The sequence below is a fragment of the Frateuria sp. GZRR35 genome (assembly GCF_051900415.1).
Lineage (GTDB): Bacteria > Pseudomonadota > Gammaproteobacteria > Xanthomonadales > Rhodanobacteraceae > Frateuria_A.
In genome coordinates this window covers 59,907-76,558 of sequence record NZ_JBHZGL010000014.1, presented here as the reverse complement: position 1 = coordinate 76,558, position 16,652 = coordinate 59,907, and the positions used below count along the sequence as shown (strand labels likewise).

The window sequence follows — 16,652 nt, the reverse complement described above, 5'->3', positions numbered from 1 at the left end:
CTCACTGCGGCCTGAAGGTAAGGGTCAGTTCGCGGCTGAAGACGCTCTCGAACCCCTTGTACGGCAAGGTCTTGGTCCTGAGTACGGCGTTTTCGATCGAGCGCTTGCCCGCGTCATCGTACGGGCAGCTCGAATCGACCTTCGCACTCATCACATCGCCCCCTACCAACTGGACGATATGCACCTTGCACGGAACATCCGGCATGTTATCCGGACGTAACCAGTTGGGCGTGACCGCATTCTGAATGGCCGCTGCATACTGGTCGGCCAGGGAGCTGTTCTGGGCGTTGTTGCCGGTCTGGCGCTGGGCCGCGTGCGGCACGTCGGACAGGCCCTCGTCCTTGGCGTCCTTGAGGTCTTCCAGTTGCTGCTTGGCCTGTTTGGCGCGGTTCTCGGCCTTCTGGCGCGCCGCGGCGGCCGCGTCCATCTTGGCGAACAGCTCGTCCAGCTGCTTCTTCTGCTCTTCCTTCTTCTTGGCCGCCTGGGCGTCCAGCTCGGCCTGGCGTTGGCGCTGTTTCTCTTCCTGTTCCTTCTTGGCCTCCTCCGCCTTTTCCAGCGCGTCGGCGACGATCTTTTCCTGGTCGACCACATCCGGATGTTCCGGCGGCGGCGGCAGGGTCTTGATCTCCGGCGGCGGCGTTTTCACGTCCGGAGGGGTCACCGTGGGCGGCGGCGGGATGGTCGGCACCGGCTTGGCCTTCTTTACCGCTTTGGGTGGCGGCGCGCCGGTGGGGCCGATCAGCGTGGCCTCGATCACGGGGCCTTGCAGTTCGAGCGGCTTCGAGCAGGTGATCGGGTTCCAGCTCGCCGGCAGGTGCAGGGTGCTGAACAGGCTTTCATAGAACGAGCACGGCACGATCGCCAGCGCGAGGAAGCCGACGATGCCAAGGTGCAGGACGGCGGAAAGCAGGACCGCCGTGGAGGTGCCCTTATTTTCCCGCATTGCCCGCGCCCGACCCCTGCGGCTGGCTCATCAGGCCGACCTTGCTGACGCCGGCCTGCTGCAGATCGGCCAGCACCTGGTAGACGCCCTCATACTTGCCTTCGCGATCGCCGGCCACCAGCACGCTGATGTCCGGGTTGGCCTTGACGAACGCGCCGACCTTGGCCTGCATGGTGGCGACATCGACCGGCTCCTTCTTGGCCCCCTCAAGGCTCAGGAACAGGCTGCCGTCGGCGTCGACCGAAACGATCACCGGGTTCTTCTTGTCGGCCAGCGACTTGGCGTTGGCCTGCGGCAGGTTGACGTCGACGTTCGCGTTCATCATCGGCGCGGTGACCATGAAGATGATCAGCAGCACCAGCATCACGTCGATATACGGCACGACGTTGATCTCGGACTTGAGCTTCATGCGCTTGTGGCGCGCAGCGTTTCGCATGGCCATGGGCTTGCCCTCGTCAGGCCACTTCGTCGGTCTGGATCTGCCGCTGCAGGACCGAGGAGAACTCTTCCTGGAACACCTCGTAGCGCGAAGCCACGCGCTCGACCTTGTTGGCGTAGCGGTTGTACGCCCACACCGCTGGAATGGCGGCGAACAGGCCCATGGCGGTGGCGATCAGCGCTTCGGAGATGTGCGGCGCGACCACGGCAATGGTGACGTCCTTGACCTCGCCCAGGCCCTGGAACGCGCCCATGATGCCCCACACGGTGCCGAACAGGCCGATGTACGGGCTGATCGAACCGACGTTGGCGAGGAACTCCAGGTTGCGTTCGAGCCCGCCGATCTCGCGGGTTCCAGCCACGCGCATGGCGCGTTCGGTGCCTTCCATCACCACGCGCATGTCGTGCGTCTTGCGCTGGCGCTGGCGGGCGAACTCGCGGAAGCCCGATTCAAAGATCGTCTCCATGCCGCCGTTGTCGGCGTTGCGCCCGCTGACCTCGCGGAACAGGCCGGCCAGGTCGCCACCGGACCAGAAGCGCTCCTCGAACGCCTCGGCGTTCTCCATCGCCGCCTTCATCTGCGAGTACTTGCGAAGGATGATGACCCAGGACAGGAAGGAGAACACCAGCAGCAGCAGCATCACCAGCTGCACGGGCAGGCTGGCCTCGGCGACCAGCTTGAAAATGTTCAATCCACCGTTCATGGCTTGGGGGTTCTCCGGGGCGTGCTTTTCAAAGGGCGAAGCATCAGGGGGCAAGGCCGGGGATGAGGTCGGCCGGGATCGGCGCCGGGCGCATGCGGTTCAAGTCCACGCAGGCGACCCGCACCTGGGCGCGGACCAGCTCCGTGCCGTCCGCACGGCCGATCGCTTGATCGAACAGGATACTGGCTGAACGCCACGCTTTGACGGTCACCGTCACCGACAGTTCATCATCCAGCAGGGCCGGGCGCAGGAAATCCAGCTCCATCGCGCGCACCATGAAGGCCAGGCCGGTGGCCGCGCGCAAGGCCGACTGGTCCACGCCCTGCGCGCGCAGCCACTCGCTGCGGGCACGCTCCAGGAAACGCAGGTAACTGACGTGGTAGACCACGCCGCCGGCATCGGTGTCTTCCCAATAGACGCGGACGGGCCAAATGAAGGGGGGCATGATGGATATCCGAATGTGTGTGAGTGGATCGCAAGGCCTCCCCCATCCGCCCTTCGGGCACCTTCCCCCGCGCGCGGGGGAAGGCTCGGGGGATGCGGCACCCTGATCCTTCCCGCACGCGGGGAAGGCTCGGGATGCGGCACCTTGGTCCTTCCCCCGTTCCACGGGGGAAGGTGCCCGCAGGGCGGATGGGGGAGACGTGCCTCAGCCCTCGGGCGCAGCGTCGAACATGTCGCCCACCACCGCCTGCCGCGGCGGCGGATTGCGGCCCAGGTGCCGCCAGGCCTTGGCGGCAGCCATGCGTCCGCGCGCGGTGCGGATCAGGAAACCCTGCTGGATGAGGTAGGGCTCGACCACGTCTTCCAGCGTGCCACGGTCTTCGGAAAGCGCGGCGGCCAGCGACTCGACGCCGACCGGGCCGCCATCGAAACTTTCGATGATGGTGGCGAGCAGCCGGCGATCCAGTTCGTCGAAGCCCTGGGCGTCGACCTTGAGCATGTCCATCGCCGCCTGCGCCGCCTCGCGCGTGATCTTTCCGCCCGCGCGAACCTCGGCGTAATCACGCACGCGGCGCAACAGGCGGTTGGCGATGCGCGGCGTGCCGCGCGAGCGGCGGGCGATCTCCGCCGCGCCCTCGACCTCGCACTCGATCCCGAGGATCCGCGCCGAGCGACGCACGATCGCGGTCAGCTCCTCGGGCGAATAGAACTCCAGCCGCTGCACGATGCCGAAGCGGTCGCGCAGCGGCGCGGTGAGCAGGCCGGCGCGCGTGGTCGCGCCAATCAGCGTGAACGGGGGCAGGTCCAGCTTGATCGAGCGCGCGGCCGGGCCCTCGCCGATCATGATGTCGATCTGGAAGTCCTCCATCGCCGGGTACAGCACTTCCTCGACCACGGGCGAGAGGCGATGGATCTCGTCGACGAACAGCACGTCGTTCTTCTCGAGATTGGTCAGCAATGCGGCCAGGTCGCCGGCCCGCTCCAGCACCGGGCCCGAGGTGGAGCGCACGTTGACGCCCAGCTCGTTGGCGATCACGTGGGAGAGCGTGGTCTTGCCCAGGCCCGGCGGCCCGAAGATCAGCACGTGGTCGAGCGCGCCGCCGCGCTTCCTGGCCGCCTCGATGTAGATCGAAAGCTGCTCGCGCACCGCCTGCTGGCCCAGGTAGTCGTCCAGGCGCTTCGGGCGGATCGAGGCCTCCAGCGCCTCGTCGTCGAGCTGGGCGGCGGAGGTGATGATGCGGGCTTCGGTCATGCAGCCATTATGGCAGGCCGCCGGAAGAGCCGTCTTTAACCGGCGTCGGCATCTTCCCCCTGTTCGCCTTGCCGCGCGATCGGGCTCCCTTCAGTGGGACAGGTAGTAGAGCGCCCGCCCCATGCTCGTACCTGCGAGCAGGGCCATCGCAAACACAACCGACGACGCAAGCACGATCACCCCCACGCGAACGGCCAACGGACAATTTGCCAGTCCACCTTCCATCCGAGCCAGATCCACCTCCATCACGCTCCTCCACTGGCAAAGAAAAACGATCGAATGCCGCTAGATTTCGACCTGCGCACCCAACTCGATCAGGCGGTTGCCCGGAATCTGGAAGAACGCCGTCGCCGGCAATGCGTTGCGGGCGAGGAAGGCGAACAGCTTGTCGCGCCAAAGCGCCATGCCGGGGCGGCGCGCATCCGCGACGATGGTCTCGCGCGAGAGGAAGAAGGTCGTGTCCATCAGATCGAAAGTGAGCCCCTCGCGGCCACACAGCGATAGCGCGTGCGGGATGTTCGGGTCTTCCGCGAAGCCGAAGCGCAGCTCCAGCCCGTAGAAGCCACCGTCCATCGGCGTGATCTCGATGCGTTCGTCGGCTTCGGCCACCGGCGTTTCCAGGATCTGCACGGTGAGCATCACGTTGCGCTCGTGCAGCACCTTGTTGTGCTTGAGATTGTGCAGCAGCGCGTGCGGCACGGCGTACTGGTTGGCAGTGAGGAACACCGCCGTACCGGGCACGCGCAACGGCGGGTGCTCGGCCATGTTCTCGATGAACGGCGCCAGCGCCAACCCGCCCTGCTTGATCTCGCGCACCACCAGCTCACGGCCGCGGCGCCAGGTAGTCATCACGGCGAACAGGAACAGGCCAAGCACCAGCGGGAACCAGCCGCCGTCGGGAATCTTCAGCGTGTTCGCGCCAAAGAAGGACAGGTCCACGCACAACAGGCCGATGGTCAGCGGAATCACCGCCGCCAGGCTCCAGTTCCAGCGGCGCCAGGCCACCAGCATCACCAGCAGCGTGTCGATCGCCATGGTGCCGGTCACCGCGATGCCGTAGGCGCCGCCCAGCGCTTTGGACGATTGGAAGCCGACCACGGTCAGGATCACCATCACCATCAGCGCGCGGTTCACCCACGGCAGGAAGATGTGGCCGATCGCCTCGCGCGAGGTGTGCACCACCTGCATGCGCGGGACGAAGCCGAGCTGGATCGCCTGACGGGTCACCGAGAAGGCCCCGGAAATCACCGCCTGCGAAGCGATCACCGCCGCTGCGGTGGCGAGCACGATCATCGGATAGCCGGCCCAGTCCGGCACCGCATGGAAGAACGGATTGACCGCCGCTTCCGGCTCGTGCAACAGCAGTCCGCCCTGGCCGTAGTAGTTGAGCAGCAACGAGGGCAGCACGAAGAAGAACCAGGCGGCGCGGATCGGGAAGCGGCCGAAATGGCCCATGTCGGTGTACAGCGCCTCGGCGCCAGTCACGCACAGCACCACGGCACCCAGGGCGACGAACGAGATCACCCCATGCGAGGCAAAGAAGCGCACGGCGTACCAGGGCGAGAGCGCCTTGAGCACCTCGGGCGCCTGCAGGATGTTCCACACACCGATCACCGCCAGGGCCAGGAACCAGATGCCCATCACCGGGCCGAACAACGCCCCGACTTTCGCCGTGCCGTGTTTCTGCAGCCAGAAGAGGAACAGCAGGACCAGCACCGCCAGCGGCACGACCCAATTGCTCAGCGATGGCGCCATCACTTCAAGGCCCTCCACCGCGGACAACACCGAGATCGACGGCGTGATCACGCCATCGCCGAAGAACAGCGCTGCGCCGAGCAGCGCCATCAGCATCACCACCCGCCGCGCCATCGGCGAGCCGCCGACCGCGCGCTGGGCCAGGGTCATCAGCGCCATGATGCCGCCTTCGCCGCGGTTGTCCGCGCGCATCACCAGGGTGACGTACTTGATCGCCACCACGATGATCAACGCCCAGGTGACCAGCGACAGCACACCCAGCACGGTACTTTCGGACGGATGCAGGCCGTACTCGGGGCGGAACACTTCGGCCAGCGTGTACAGCGGGCTGGTGCCGATGTCGCCGAACACCACGCCGATGGCGCCCAGGATCAGCGCGGCCTTGGTGCCGTGCAGCTTTTCGTCGGATTCGGACTCGGCCGGCGGTGGCGCGTTGCGGGATGCGTCGTTCATGTCTCTCGCTCGTGCACTGCGCTCAGTGGCCCAGTGCGGCGCGCAGCGCCTTGCGGATGATCGCTTCGGCGTCGTCGCCCTCGGCGGCGACTTTTTGCACGAGGCGGGTTACTTCGGCGGGTTTGTAGCCCAGTTGCTGCAGGGCGACGGTGGCTTCGCCTGCCGGATCCAGCGGTGCGCCGGAGGCCTTGCCGGAGAGGCCAGGCAGCATCGCACCGAGGCCTTCGACCCGGTCGCGCAGCTCGACCACGATGCGCTCGGCGGTTTTCTTGCCAATGCCCGGGATCTTGGTCAGCGCGACCACGTCGCCGGCCTGCACCAGTCGCGCGAAATCGGCAGTGGAAACACCAGACAGCACCGCCAGCGAGATCTTCGCGCCGATGCCCGAGACCTTCTGCAGGTTTCGGAACAGCGCGCGCTCGTCCTCGCGCAGGAAGCCGTACAGCGCAACGCTGTCCTCCTTCACCGCGTAATGGGTGAGCAGGGTTACTTCCTTGCCGGTCTGCGGCAGGTCGTAGATGGTCGACATCGGCGCCTCCAGCTCGTAGCCGACGCCGCCGACCTCCACCAGCAGCCAGGGCGGCTGCTTGGAAACCAGGGTGCCGCGCAGTCGTCCGATCATCGCCGCCTCCAGGCCGTACGGGGAATGCCCACGCGCGCAAGGCTTGCGCGCGTGTGCGCATGGGTGACCGCGATCGCCAGCGCGTCGGCCGCGTCCGGCTGCAACGGGCCCTTCAAGCCGAGCAGGACGCCCACCATGTGCTGGACCTGCGTCTTGTCGCCGCGGCCGCTGCCGACCACGGCCTGCTTGATTTCTGTGGGCGCATACTCGTGCACCGCCAGGCCCCTTGCCGCCACCGCGCAGATCGCCGCGCCGCGCGCCTGGCCGAGCTTCAGCGCCGAATCCGGGTTGCGCGCCATGAACACGCGTTCGATGCCGCACTCGGCCGGCTGATGATCGCCGATGATGGCGGTGAGCTCGTCAAAGATGCGTTTCAGGCGCAGCGGGAAGGTTTCCTCGCCCGCCACTGCCAGTGCGCCGTGGTGCACGTGCGTGAGCTTGCCCACCGCGTCGACGTCGATGATGCCGAAGCCGGTGCGCTGGCTGCCGGGATCGATGCCGAGGATGCGGCAGCCTGAGGTTTCGGATCGGGTGTTCATGCGGGACACGATCGCCGGCTCACGTACGCCGCCGGCGGCATGCACATGCATCGCCGGCCCGGTCGTCAGCCATCGGCCGGCAGCAGTGCGTTGTGATAGACCTCGCTCACGTCGTCCAGCGCGTCGAGGCGCTCGAGCAGGTCGGTCAGCGGTTCGAGCACGTCATCAGGAACGGCCACGCGGTTGTTCGCTCGCATGCCCACGCCTGCGTGCAGCGATTCCAGGCCGGCATCGGCCAGCGCCTGTTGCACCGCTTCGAAATTTTCCGGCGCGCACAGCACGGTGCTCTCGCCGTTCTCGTTCACCACGTCATCGGCGCCGGCTTCCAGCGCCGCCTCCAGCACCTTTTCCTCGGCCGCCTCGTCACCGCCGGTGGCGAAGGTGAGCTCGCCGCAGCGGGTGAACTGGAACGCCACCGAGCCGGAGGTGCCCAGGTTGCCGCCATGCCTGGTCAGCGCATGGCGCACGTCGGCGACGGTGCGGGTGGGGTTGTCGGTGAAGCATTCGATGATCATCGCCACGCCGCCCGGGCCGTAGCCCTCGTAGCGCAGCTCCTCCCCGCCGCCCTCGGCACCCGAGCCGCGCTTGATCGCGCGTTCGATCGTGTCCTTGGTCATGTTGGCCGACAGCGCCTTGTCCACCGCCGCGCGCAGGCGCGGGTTGGCGGCCGGGTCGGCGACGCCAGCGCGGGTGGCGACGGTAATTTCGCGGATCAGCTTGGTGAACACCTTGGCGCGCTTGGCGTCTTCGGCGTTCTTGCGGCCTTCGATGGACGGGCCTCTACCCATGGCGGGAAACCTGAACAATGGACAAGCGGGCGATTTTACTCCAACCCGTGGTGGCGCCGACAAATTTCCGCTCCGGGAGCGCACCCGCCCGCAACCGGGCAGCTGGCGCTCGCGCACAGGTGCGCCCCTACAGCGAGGCGAAACGGCCGTGCTGCAGGAAATGCACCACCTGCTGGGCAGCGTCGGCCGACAGCACCAGGCCGGTGTGGCTGGTTTCGACCACGCAGTGGTCGGTGAGCCCGGGCAGGCGCGTTTCGGCGACCGCGACGGTGCCATCGTGCTCGCCTTCCATGTGGGCGAGCATGGCGCCCAGGCCGATCGGCACGCGGCCGGCGATGACACCCACCTCGCGCGGGCCGTCCCAGCGTTCCATGCCGTGCTCCAGCAGTTCGCGGTTGTGGCCCAGCAGCGCCTCGCCACCCTGGCCGAAGCCGGCGAAACCGCGCGCCGCGGCGCTGCCCTGCAGCGGGGAGCCCAGGCAGACGATCCGGCCCGGCGGCAGGTCGGCCGCCTCGCGGCAGGCCTGCAACGCCAGCAGGCCGCCCAGGCTGTGGCCCACCAGATGCACCGGCCCGGGCGCAAAGCGTTGCATGCGCAGGTGCAGGCGCTCGACGATGCGCTCCTGCGAGGAGACCACGCTCATGTAGTCGAAGCGGTCGACCGCGAAGCCGGCATCGGCCATCCGCTTGTGCAGCAGGCCCAGCGCGAAGCCGCGCATCCACAGGCCGTGCAGCAGAATGATCTGGTCGGGCATGGAGAATCCGGCAGCCGTCGTGGGGTGGGCTTGAGCCCACCATGGGGATTTACGGCAGGTGGCAAGGTGGGCTCAAGCCCACCCTACACAACCGCGTCAGCCGGCTACCTTGACGTGCAGTTCCTTCAACTGCGCCTCGGCCACCGGCGAGGGCGCATCGGTCATCAGGTCCTGCGCACTGGTGGTCTTGGGGAAGGCGATCACGTCGCGGATCGACTCGGTGCCGGCCATCAGCGCAGCGATGCGGTCGATGCCGAAGGCCAGGCCGCCGTGCGGCGGCGCGCCGAACTTCAGCGCCTTGAGCAGGAAGCCGAACTTCGCCTCGGCCTCCTCCGCGCCGATGCCGAGCAGTTCGAACACCGCGCTCTGCATCTCCGGGCGGTGGATACGGATCGAACCGCCGCCGATCTCGTTGCCGTTGAGCACCATGTCGTAGCCACGGCTGACCGCAGTGGCGGCGTTGGCCTTGAGATCGGCGATGTCGTCGACCTTCGGCGCGGTGAACGGATGATGCAGCGCGACGTAGCGCTGTTCCTCGTCGTCGTACTCGAACATCGGGAAATCGGTGACCCACAACGGCTTCCAGCCCGCCTCGACCAGCCCGCGGTCCTTGCCGACCTTCAGGCGCAGCGCGCCCATGAAGTCGGTGACGGTCTTCCACTTGCCCGCGCCGACGAACACGATGTCGCCGGTCTGCGCGCCGGTGGCAGCGAGCACCGCCTCCAGCGCCGTGTCGTCGAGGAACTTGGCGACCGGCGAGCTGACGCCCTCGCGGCCCTTGGCGCGGTCCTCGACCTTGATCCAGGCCAGGCCCTTGGCGCCGTAGCGCGCGACGTACTCGGTCAGCCCGTCGATGTCCTTGCGCGAGAGTGCCGCACCACCAGGCACGCGCAGCGCGGCCACGCGGCCGGCTGGGTCATTAGCCGGCTCGGCGAACACCTTGAACTCGACGGCCTTCAGCGCGTCGGCGACGTCGGCCAGTTCCAGCGCAATGCGCAGGTCCGGTTTGTCCGAGCCAAAACGGCGCATCGCCTCGGCGTAGGTCATGCGCGGGAAGGTGGCATCCAGCTCGACGTCGACCACTTCCTTGAACACGTGGCGGATCAGCCCCTCGACGAAGTCCTGCACGTCCTGCTCTTGGACGAAGGCGAACTCCAGGTCGAGCTGGGTGAATTCCGGCTGGCGGTCGGCGCGCAGGTCCTCGTCGCGGAAGCAACGGGCGATCTGGTAGTAGCGGTCGAAGCCCGCCATCATCAGGATCTGCTTGAACAGCTGCGGCGACTGCGGCAGCGCGTAGAACTGGCCCGGATGCACGCGGCTGGGCACCAGGTAGTCGCGCGCGCCCTCGGGCGTGGCCTTGGTCAGGATCGGCGTCTCGATGTCCTGGAAACCGCGCGCGTCGAGATAACGGCGCAGCGCCTGCACCAGCGCGATGCGCCGGCGCATCATCGCCTGCATTTCCGGCCGGCGCAGATCGAGGTAGCGGTAGGTCATCCGCAGGTCCTCGTTGGGGTTCTCGTGCATGGCGAAGGGCAGGTCCTTCGCCGCGTTGAGCACCTCCACCGTGTCGGCCAGCAACTCGACCGTGCCGGTCTTGAGCTTGTCGTTGACCGACAGGCGCTTGCGGATCGTGCCGGTGACCTTCAGGCAGTACTCGTTGCCGACCTCGCCCGCCACCGCGAAGGCGTCCGCGTTCTCGCGCTCGATGACCACCTGGGCGATGCCCTCGTGGTCACGCAGGTCGATGAAGGCGACGTGGCTCTGCAGGCGGATCGTGTTGACCCAGCCGCACAGGGTGACGGTCTGGCCGACCAGCGACTCGTCGATGAGGCCGCAGTAGTGCGTGCGCATAGGAACGGGAACTCCGGGGATGGTGCCGATTGAGGCGTGCGAACGGGCGATTTTAGCATCGGCCCGTCGGCCGCAGGCAGGCAGCCCCTGTAGGAGCGCACCCTGTACGCGACCGTGACGCATCCGGGTCGCGCACAGGGTGCGCTCCTACAACTGAGGAATGGCTTGGCTTAGTCGCTGGAAGGCTTGCTCTCGGCTGCCGGCGCGGGCGCAGGCGCAGCAGCCTTGGCCTCGCCGTCCCCCGCCAGGTTGCGCTTCTTGTCGCCATCCTTCTTGAAGTCGGTCTCGTACCAGCCGCTCCCGGCCAGGCGGAACGAGGGCGCGCTCAGCTTGCGCTGCACACGCGGCGCCTCGCAGGACGGGCAGGAAGACGGGTCCGGGTCGGACAGTTTCTGCAGGCGGTCGAAACGGTGCCCGCACTGGGCGCACTCGAATTCGTAGATGGGCATGGGTGACAACTCCGGGCAGGCAGCCCTGAAACGCTGGTGCGCATTATCGAGTCGTCGGTCGCGATTTCAATGGTGCGCGCCTTGGCGCGGGTGCGGCGCCGGGAGTAGCCTGCCTCCCAGGCGCGCATGGATTCCACGCGACACCACGCCTGCGCGCGCCCCTGTGGACGTCGATACGTCCGTCGATCCCGATGCCACCGCCGGCTGTGCATCGCCACACCGTGACAGGAGTTCCCCGTGAAGCATCCCCACCGTTTCCCCCACCTGGCGCTGCTCCCCGCGGCACTGCTGCTCGCCTGCTCCGCAGCCCACGCGCAGGACACCTCCCTGGGCACCAAGAGCGCGAAGAATCTGGGCACCGTGATCGTCACCGGCACGCGCGCCGACAACCGCACCGAAAGCAGTTCCCTCACGCCGGTCGACGTGGTTTCTGCACAACTGCTCAAGCAGACCGGCACCACCGAGCTCTCCACCGCGTTGGCGCGGGTGATTCCTTCGCTGACCTTTCCGCGCCCGTCGGCTGCCGATACCGCCGACTCGCAGCGCCCTGCGCAGTTGCGCGGCCTCTCGCCCGACCAGGTGCTGGTGCTGGTCGACGGCAAGCGCTGGCACCCGGGCGCGATCATCCTGACCAACGGCGTGCTGGGCCGCGGCTCGCAGGCGGTCGACCTCAATACCATCCCGATCGATGCCATCGACCATATCGAGGTGTTGCGCGATGGCGCTTCGGCGCAGTACGGCTCCGACGCCATCGCCGGCGTGATCAACATCGTGCTGAAGAAAGGCGCCGAAGGCGGCGACGTGGCGCTGTCCGGCGGCCAGTACTCGGCCGGCGACGGACGCAAGTGGCAGGGCTCGGCCAACGCGGGCATCCCGCTTTCCGACGCCGGCTGGATCCGTTTCACCGCGCAGGCCGGCCACCAGGACTACACCAACCGCGCCGGCCCCAACCGCACGCGTCCCCAGGAAGGCGTCACCCAGCGCTACGGCGACCCGGAAGTGACCGACCGCAACCTGATGCTCAACGGGCAGTACGACCTCGGTGGCGCGCAGCTGTACGCGTTCGGCCACTACGGCAAGCGCGACTCGGTGTCGCCGGCGTTCTTCCGCAACCTGGACAACGCCAACGCGGTGCCCTCGCTCTACCCCAACGGTTATCTCCCGCTGGAAAACGCCCAGGCGACCGACCGCTCGCTGGTGGTGGGCATCCGCGGCAAGACCGACGGTGGCTGGCGCTGGGACGTCTCCGGCAACTACGGCGGCAACCGGGTGTCGTACGCCACCTTCAACACGCTCAACCGCGCCTATCTCAATGACTTCGGCAGCACGCCCACGCGCTTCCACGACGGCATCCTGGATGCCGCACAACAGTCGCTGGACGTGGATATCGCCAAGGACCTGTCGGTCGGCTGGCTGCCCAATGACGTGACGCTCGCCTTCGGTGCCGAATACCTGCGCCAGAGCTACCAGATCCGCGCCGGCGACCTGCCCTCCTACTACACCGGCACGTCCGGCTTCTCTGGTGGCGCGCAGGGCTTCGGTGGCTACCAGCCGGCCAACGCCGGCTCGCATGACCGCCACGACGTGGCCGAGTACGTGAGCGTGGAGACCAATCTCACCGACCGTCTGGGTACGTCGCTGGCCGTGCGTCACGAGGACTACTCCGACTTCGGCACCACCACCTCCGGTGCGCTGGCGGCCCGCTTCGACTTCACCGACCGCTTCGCCCTGCGCGGCAGCGCCTCGACCGGCTTCCGTGCGCCATCGCTGGCGCAGCAGTACTACTCGTACACCTCCTCGCTGTATTTCGGCGAAGGCAACTCGCTGGGCCTGCCTGCAGGCATCTACAACACCGGCCTGGTGTCCTCCACCAGCGCCATTGCCACGCTGCTCGGCGGCGAGCCGCTGAAGCCGGAGAAGTCGCGCAACCTCACCTTCGGCGCCGTGTGGAGCCCGGTCGACGGACTGGACCTCAGCGCGGACCTCTACCAGATCAAGATCCGCGACCGCGTCACGCTCTCCAGCACCATCTCCACCACCTCCCCCGCGGTACGCGACTATCTGGCCGCCAACGGCATCACCAACACCAACTTCAGCGGTATCTCCTACTTCACCAATGCGGTGAACACGCGCACGCGCGGCATCGACCTGGTCGCCAGCTATCTGTTCGACGTGGGTGACGGTGCCTCGCTGCACACCACCGTCAGCTACAACTACAACAAGAACGAGGTGACCGACGTACGGCCGAACCCCGCGGTGCTGGACGCCCTGGGGGTGAGCTTCAGGCGCATCGACCGCCGTGACCAGTTCGGCCTGCTGGCCGACACCACGCCACGCAGCAAGCTGATCTTCAACTGGCTCTACACCAACGGCCGCTGGAGCCTGGACAGCACGCTGACGCGCTACGGCAGCTTTACCTCGTACAACTCGACCAACCCTGCACTGGACCAGACGTTCGACTCGAAGTGGTTGTTCGACCTGGCGCTCAATTACTCGATGGACCGCTGGATGTTCTCGGTGGGCGCGGACAACGTGTTCGACAGCTACCCGGACCGCGTGATCGAGGCCAGCGACAACAACGGTGCGATGCCCTACAGCGTGTTCTCGCCGTTCGGGTTCAACGGCGCGTACGTGTACGGGAAGATCCGGTACAGCTGGTAGTGCCTCAAGCCGGCTCCCTCTCCCTTCCGGGGAGAGGGTTGGGGTGGGGGCCGGGGCTCGCCACGAACCTTCGCCGAGCGCAAAGACGAAGAACCTCGCCGGTTCGTGGAAGGCGCCTGGCTTGCCGACGCGTCCGCGCCACCACGACGCGCGGCTCTTGTGTAGGAGCGCCCTAGGGCGCGACCGCCATGCCACGCCCGCGCCCGCGGTCGCGCCCAAGGGCGCTCCTACATTGGCATTGACAGGTTTTCACGCGAGCCCCGGGCCTCACCCTGGCCCTCTGCCCGGAGGGAAGAGGGAGCAAGAGCCTGGCGTGGTGGTCGGCGTCAGGCGGCCTTGAAGGTCAGGTGCCCGCCCGCGGCATCGACGTGAATGGTGGTGCCGGGCGCGAAGCGCCCTTCCAGGATTTCCCTCGCCAAAGGGTTCTCCAGTTGCTGCTGGATCGCCCGCTTGAGCGGCCGCGCGCCATACACGGGGTCGAAACCCACGTTGCCCAGCAGCGCCAGCGCGTTGTCGCCGATCTCCAGCTTGAGATCGCGCTCGGCCAGCCGCTTCTCCAGGTAGGCCAACTGGATCTTGGCAATGGCACGGATCTGGTCTTTCTCCAGCGGCCGGAACACCACCAGCTCGTCCAGGCGGTTGATGAACTCGGGCCGGAAGTGCGCCTGCACCACGCCCATCACCGCCGCCTTCATCTTGGTGTACTGCTCCTCCGGGTCGCCGCCCGAATCGGCCGCGTCCTGGATCATCTGCGAGCCCAGGTTCGAGGTCATCACGATGACGGTGTTGCGGAAGTCCACCGTGCGGCCCTGGCCATCGGTCAGGCGCCCGTCGTCCAGCACCTGCAGCAGGATGTTGAACACGTCCGGGTGCGCCTTCTCCACCTCGTCCAGCAGGATCACCGCGTAGGGGCGGCGGCGCACCGCCTCGGTGAGGTAACCGCCCTCCTCGTAGCCGACGTAGCCCGGAGGTGCGCCGATCAGGCGGGCAACCGAATGCTTCTCCATGAACTCGCTCATGTCGATGCGCACCATCGCTTCGGACGTGTCGAACAGGAATTCGGCCAGCGCCTTGCACAGCTCCGTCTTGCCCACGCCGGTGGGACCTAAGAACAGGAACGAGCCGTACGGGCGGTTCGGATCGGACAGGCCTGCACGGGCGCGGCGGATCGCATCGGACACCGCGCGCACCGCCTCGTCCTGGCCGACCACGCGCTTGTGCAGCGCCTCCTCCATGTGCAGCAGCTTCTCCCGCTCACCCTCGAGCATCTTGGACACGGGGATGCCGGTCCAGCGCGAGACGACCTCGGCGATCTCCTCGTCGGTGACGCGGTCCTGCACCAGCTTGAATTCCTGCTTCTCGGCCGCCTGCGCGGCGGCGAGCTGCTTTTCGAGCTCCGGCAACTGGCCGTACTGGATCTCGCTCATCCGGGCGTAGTCCTGCCGGCGCTGGGCCGCTTCCAGCTCCAGCCGCGCCGCCTCGATCTGCTCCTTGATCTTGGTCGCACCCTGCAGCGCGGCCTTCTCTGATTTCCACACCTCGTTCAAGTCGGAGAACTCGCGTTCGAGCTTCTCGATGTCGCTTTCCAGATCGGCCAGGCGCTTCTTCGACGCCTCGTCGGTCTCCTTCTTGAGCATCTCGCGCTGGATCTTCAGCTGCGTGAGGCGGCGCTCCAGGCGGTCGAGTTCCTCCGGCTTGGAGTCGATCTCCATGCGGATGCGCGAGGCGGCCTCGTCCATCAGGTCGATCGCCTTGTCAGGCAGCTGGCGGTCGGTGATGTACCGGTTGGACAGCGTGGCCGCGGCGACGATCGCCGGGTCGGTGATCTCCACGCCGTGGTGAACCGCATAGCGCTCCTTGAGGCCACGCAGGATCGCGATGGTGTCCTCCACGCTCGGCTCGCCGACGAATACCTTCTGGAAGCGACGCTCCAGGGCCGCGTCCTTCTCGATGTACTTGCGGTATTCGTCCAGCGTGGTGGCGCCGATGCAGTGCAGCTCGCCGCGCGCCAGCGCGGGCTTCAACATGTTGCCTGCGTCCATCGCGCCCTCGGCCTTGCCGGCGCCGACCATGGTGTGCAGCTCGTCGATGAACAGGATCACCCGCCCTTCCTGCTTGGCCAGGTCGTTGAGCACGGCTTTGAGGCGCTCCTCGAACTCGCCGCGGAACTTGGCGCCGGCGATCAGCGCGCCCATGTCCAGGGCCAGCACGCGGCGGTCGCGCAGGCCCTCGGGTACCTCGCCCTTGACGATGCGCTGGGCCAGCCCCTCGACGATCGCGGTCTTGCCCACGCCCGGCTCGCCGATCAGCACCGGGTTGTTCTTGGTGCGCCGCTGCAGCACCTGGATGGTGCGGCGGATCTCCTCGTCGCGGCCGATCACCGGGTCGAGCTTGCCGCTCTCGGCGCGCGAGGTGAGGTCGACGCAGTACTTCTCCAGCGCCTGGCGCTGGTCTTCGGCGTTCTCGCTCTGCACCTTCTCGCCGCCACGCACCTTGTCGATGGCCGCTTCCAGGTTGGCCTTGGTGGCGCCGGCGGCCTTCAGCGCCGCGCCGACCTCGCCCTTGTCCTCCAGCGCAGCCAGCACGAACAGCTCGCTGGCGATGAACTGGTCGCCGCGCTGCTGCGCGAGCTTGTCGGTCAGGTTGAGCAGCCGCGTCAGGTCGTTGCCGACGCTGATGTTGCCTTCCTGCCCGCGTACCTGCGGCAGCCGGCCGAGGATTTCGCCGACGCGTTCGCGCAGTGCCGGCACGTTGACGTGCGCCTGGGTCAGCAGCGGTGCGGTCGAGCCGCCCTGCTGGTCGAGCAGTGCCGCCATCACGTGCGCCGGCTCCAGGATGTTGTTGTCGCGGCCCACGGCCAGCGACTGCGCGTCGGCCAGGGCCTGCTGGAAACGCGAGGTGAGTTTGTCCATCCGCATGAGTGGATCCTTCGAAAATCACAGGGCGGCCCCCGCCGCGATGCGCATGAGATAGGGGCGTCTCAGTGGCCTTCAAGACGG

14 protein-coding genes are annotated in these 16,652 nt (G+C 67.3%); 1 reads left to right on the top strand and 13 read right to left on the bottom strand.

Annotated elements, in window-relative coordinates; all coding sequences use genetic code 11:
- Position 1: 1 nt before the first annotated feature.
- From tolA to ACFWZ3_RS14955, 12 genes are all read right to left on the bottom strand, one after another.
- Entirely contained in the window at positions 2–943 is a 942-nt protein-coding gene (gene tolA, locus ACFWZ3_RS15010) for a cell envelope integrity protein TolA (protein ID WP_439708488.1), read from the bottom strand.
- Positions 930–1,379 (bottom strand): protein TolR, encoded by a 450-nt coding sequence (tolR, locus tag ACFWZ3_RS15005; RefSeq protein ID WP_439708525.1) that lies wholly within the window; start codon positions 1,377–1,379, stop codon positions 930–932. The genes tolA and tolR overlap by 14 nt, the downstream gene beginning before the upstream one ends.
- Before the next feature lie 19 nt (positions 1,380–1,398).
- Complete coding sequence (gene tolQ / locus ACFWZ3_RS15000) at positions 1,399–2,085, bottom strand: protein TolQ (protein WP_439708487.1); 687 nt, start codon at positions 2,083–2,085, stop codon at positions 1,399–1,401.
- 43 nt (positions 2,086–2,128) lie between these two features.
- Positions 2,129–2,530: a tol-pal system-associated acyl-CoA thioesterase gene (gene ybgC / locus ACFWZ3_RS14995; protein WP_439708486.1), complete on the bottom strand. Its 402-nt coding sequence runs from the start codon at positions 2,528–2,530 to the stop codon at positions 2,129–2,131.
- 204 nt (positions 2,531–2,734) lie between these two features.
- A complete protein-coding gene (gene ruvB / locus ACFWZ3_RS14990; RefSeq protein WP_439708485.1) occupies positions 2,735–3,781 on the bottom strand; it encodes a Holliday junction branch migration DNA helicase RuvB in 1,047 nt (348 codons plus the stop codon).
- A gap of 285 nt (positions 3,782–4,066) precedes the next feature.
- A complete protein-coding gene (locus ACFWZ3_RS14985; RefSeq protein ID WP_439708484.1) occupies positions 4,067–5,989 on the bottom strand; it encodes a potassium transporter Kup in 1,923 nt (640 codons plus the stop codon).
- 22 nt (positions 5,990–6,011) lie between these two features.
- Positions 6,012–6,611, bottom strand: coding sequence for a Holliday junction branch migration protein RuvA (gene ruvA / locus ACFWZ3_RS14980; RefSeq protein ID WP_439708483.1), 600 nt, complete (start codon positions 6,609–6,611; stop codon positions 6,012–6,014).
- The gene (ruvC, locus tag ACFWZ3_RS14975) at positions 6,608–7,150 is read right to left on the bottom strand and encodes a crossover junction endodeoxyribonuclease RuvC (RefSeq protein ID WP_439708482.1); all 543 of its coding nucleotides are present in this window, start codon (positions 7,148–7,150) and stop codon (positions 6,608–6,610) included. Before ruvC ends, ruvA begins: the two co-directional genes overlap by 4 nt.
- Before the next feature lie 65 nt (positions 7,151–7,215).
- Positions 7,216–7,938 carry a YebC/PmpR family DNA-binding transcriptional regulator gene (locus ACFWZ3_RS14970; protein ID WP_439708481.1) on the bottom strand — a complete coding sequence of 241 codons (723 nt, stop codon included), beginning with the start codon at positions 7,936–7,938 and terminating at the stop codon, positions 7,216–7,218.
- Between the two features lie 127 nt (positions 7,939–8,065).
- Positions 8,066–8,692: an esterase/lipase family protein gene (locus ACFWZ3_RS14965; RefSeq protein WP_439708480.1), complete on the bottom strand. Its 627-nt coding sequence runs from the start codon at positions 8,690–8,692 to the stop codon at positions 8,066–8,068.
- Between the two features lie 96 nt (positions 8,693–8,788).
- Complete coding sequence (gene aspS / locus ACFWZ3_RS14960) at positions 8,789–10,543, bottom strand: aspartate--tRNA ligase (RefSeq protein WP_439708479.1); 1,755 nt, start codon at positions 10,541–10,543, stop codon at positions 8,789–8,791.
- Positions 10,544–10,713: 170 nt separating this feature from the next.
- The gene (locus tag ACFWZ3_RS14955) at positions 10,714–10,992 is read right to left on the bottom strand and encodes an FmdB family zinc ribbon protein (protein WP_439708478.1); all 279 of its coding nucleotides are present in this window, start codon (positions 10,990–10,992) and stop codon (positions 10,714–10,716) included.
- Positions 10,993–11,229: 237 nt separating this feature from the next.
- On the opposite strand from ACFWZ3_RS14955, the gene ACFWZ3_RS14950 reads away from it, so the two are divergent.
- A complete protein-coding gene (locus ACFWZ3_RS14950) occupies positions 11,230–13,653 on the top strand; it encodes a TonB-dependent receptor plug domain-containing protein (protein ID WP_439708477.1) in 2,424 nt (807 codons plus the stop codon).
- A gap of 326 nt (positions 13,654–13,979) precedes the next feature.
- Here ACFWZ3_RS14950 and clpB read toward each other — a convergent pair whose 3' ends face one another.
- On the bottom strand, positions 13,980–16,571 hold the full coding sequence (gene clpB, locus ACFWZ3_RS14945) for an ATP-dependent chaperone ClpB (RefSeq protein ID WP_439708476.1): 2,592 nt from the start codon (positions 16,569–16,571) through the stop codon (positions 13,980–13,982).
- Positions 16,572–16,652: the final 81 nt, after the last annotated feature.

Coding starts and splice junctions, on each gene's coding strand:
- ybgC (WP_439708486.1), bottom strand. CDS start 2,530: ATGCCCCCCTTCATTTGGCCCGTCCGCGTCTATTGGGAAGACACCGAT.
- ACFWZ3_RS14985 (WP_439708484.1), bottom strand. CDS start 5,989: ATGAACGACGCATCCCGCAACGCGCCACCGCCGGCCGAGTCCGAATCC.
- ACFWZ3_RS14965 (WP_439708480.1), bottom strand. CDS start 8,692: ATGCCCGACCAGATCATTCTGCTGCACGGCCTGTGGATGCGCGGCTTC.
- aspS (WP_439708479.1), bottom strand. CDS start 10,543: ATGCGCACGCACTACTGCGGCCTCATCGACGAGTCGCTGGTCGGCCAG.
- tolR (WP_439708525.1), bottom strand. CDS start 1,379: ATGCGAAACGCTGCGCGCCACAAGCGCATGAAGCTCAAGTCCGAGATC.
- ACFWZ3_RS14970 (WP_439708481.1), bottom strand. CDS start 7,938: ATGGGTAGAGGCCCGTCCATCGAAGGCCGCAAGAACGCCGAAGACGCC.
- ruvB (WP_439708485.1), bottom strand. CDS start 3,781: ATGACCGAAGCCCGCATCATCACCTCCGCCGCCCAGCTCGACGACGAG.
- ruvA (WP_439708483.1), bottom strand. CDS start 6,611: ATGATCGGACGACTGCGCGGCACCCTGGTTTCCAAGCAGCCGCCCTGG.
- clpB (WP_439708476.1), bottom strand. CDS start 16,571: ATGCGGATGGACAAACTCACCTCGCGTTTCCAGCAGGCCCTGGCCGAC.
- tolQ (WP_439708487.1), bottom strand. CDS start 2,085: ATGAACGGTGGATTGAACATTTTCAAGCTGGTCGCCGAGGCCAGCCTG.
- tolA (WP_439708488.1), bottom strand. CDS start 943: ATGCGGGAAAATAAGGGCACCTCCACGGCGGTCCTGCTTTCCGCCGTC.
- ACFWZ3_RS14955 (WP_439708478.1), bottom strand. CDS start 10,992: ATGCCCATCTACGAATTCGAGTGCGCCCAGTGCGGGCACCGTTTCGAC.
- ruvC (WP_439708482.1), bottom strand. CDS start 7,150: ATGAACACCCGATCCGAAACCTCAGGCTGCCGCATCCTCGGCATCGAT.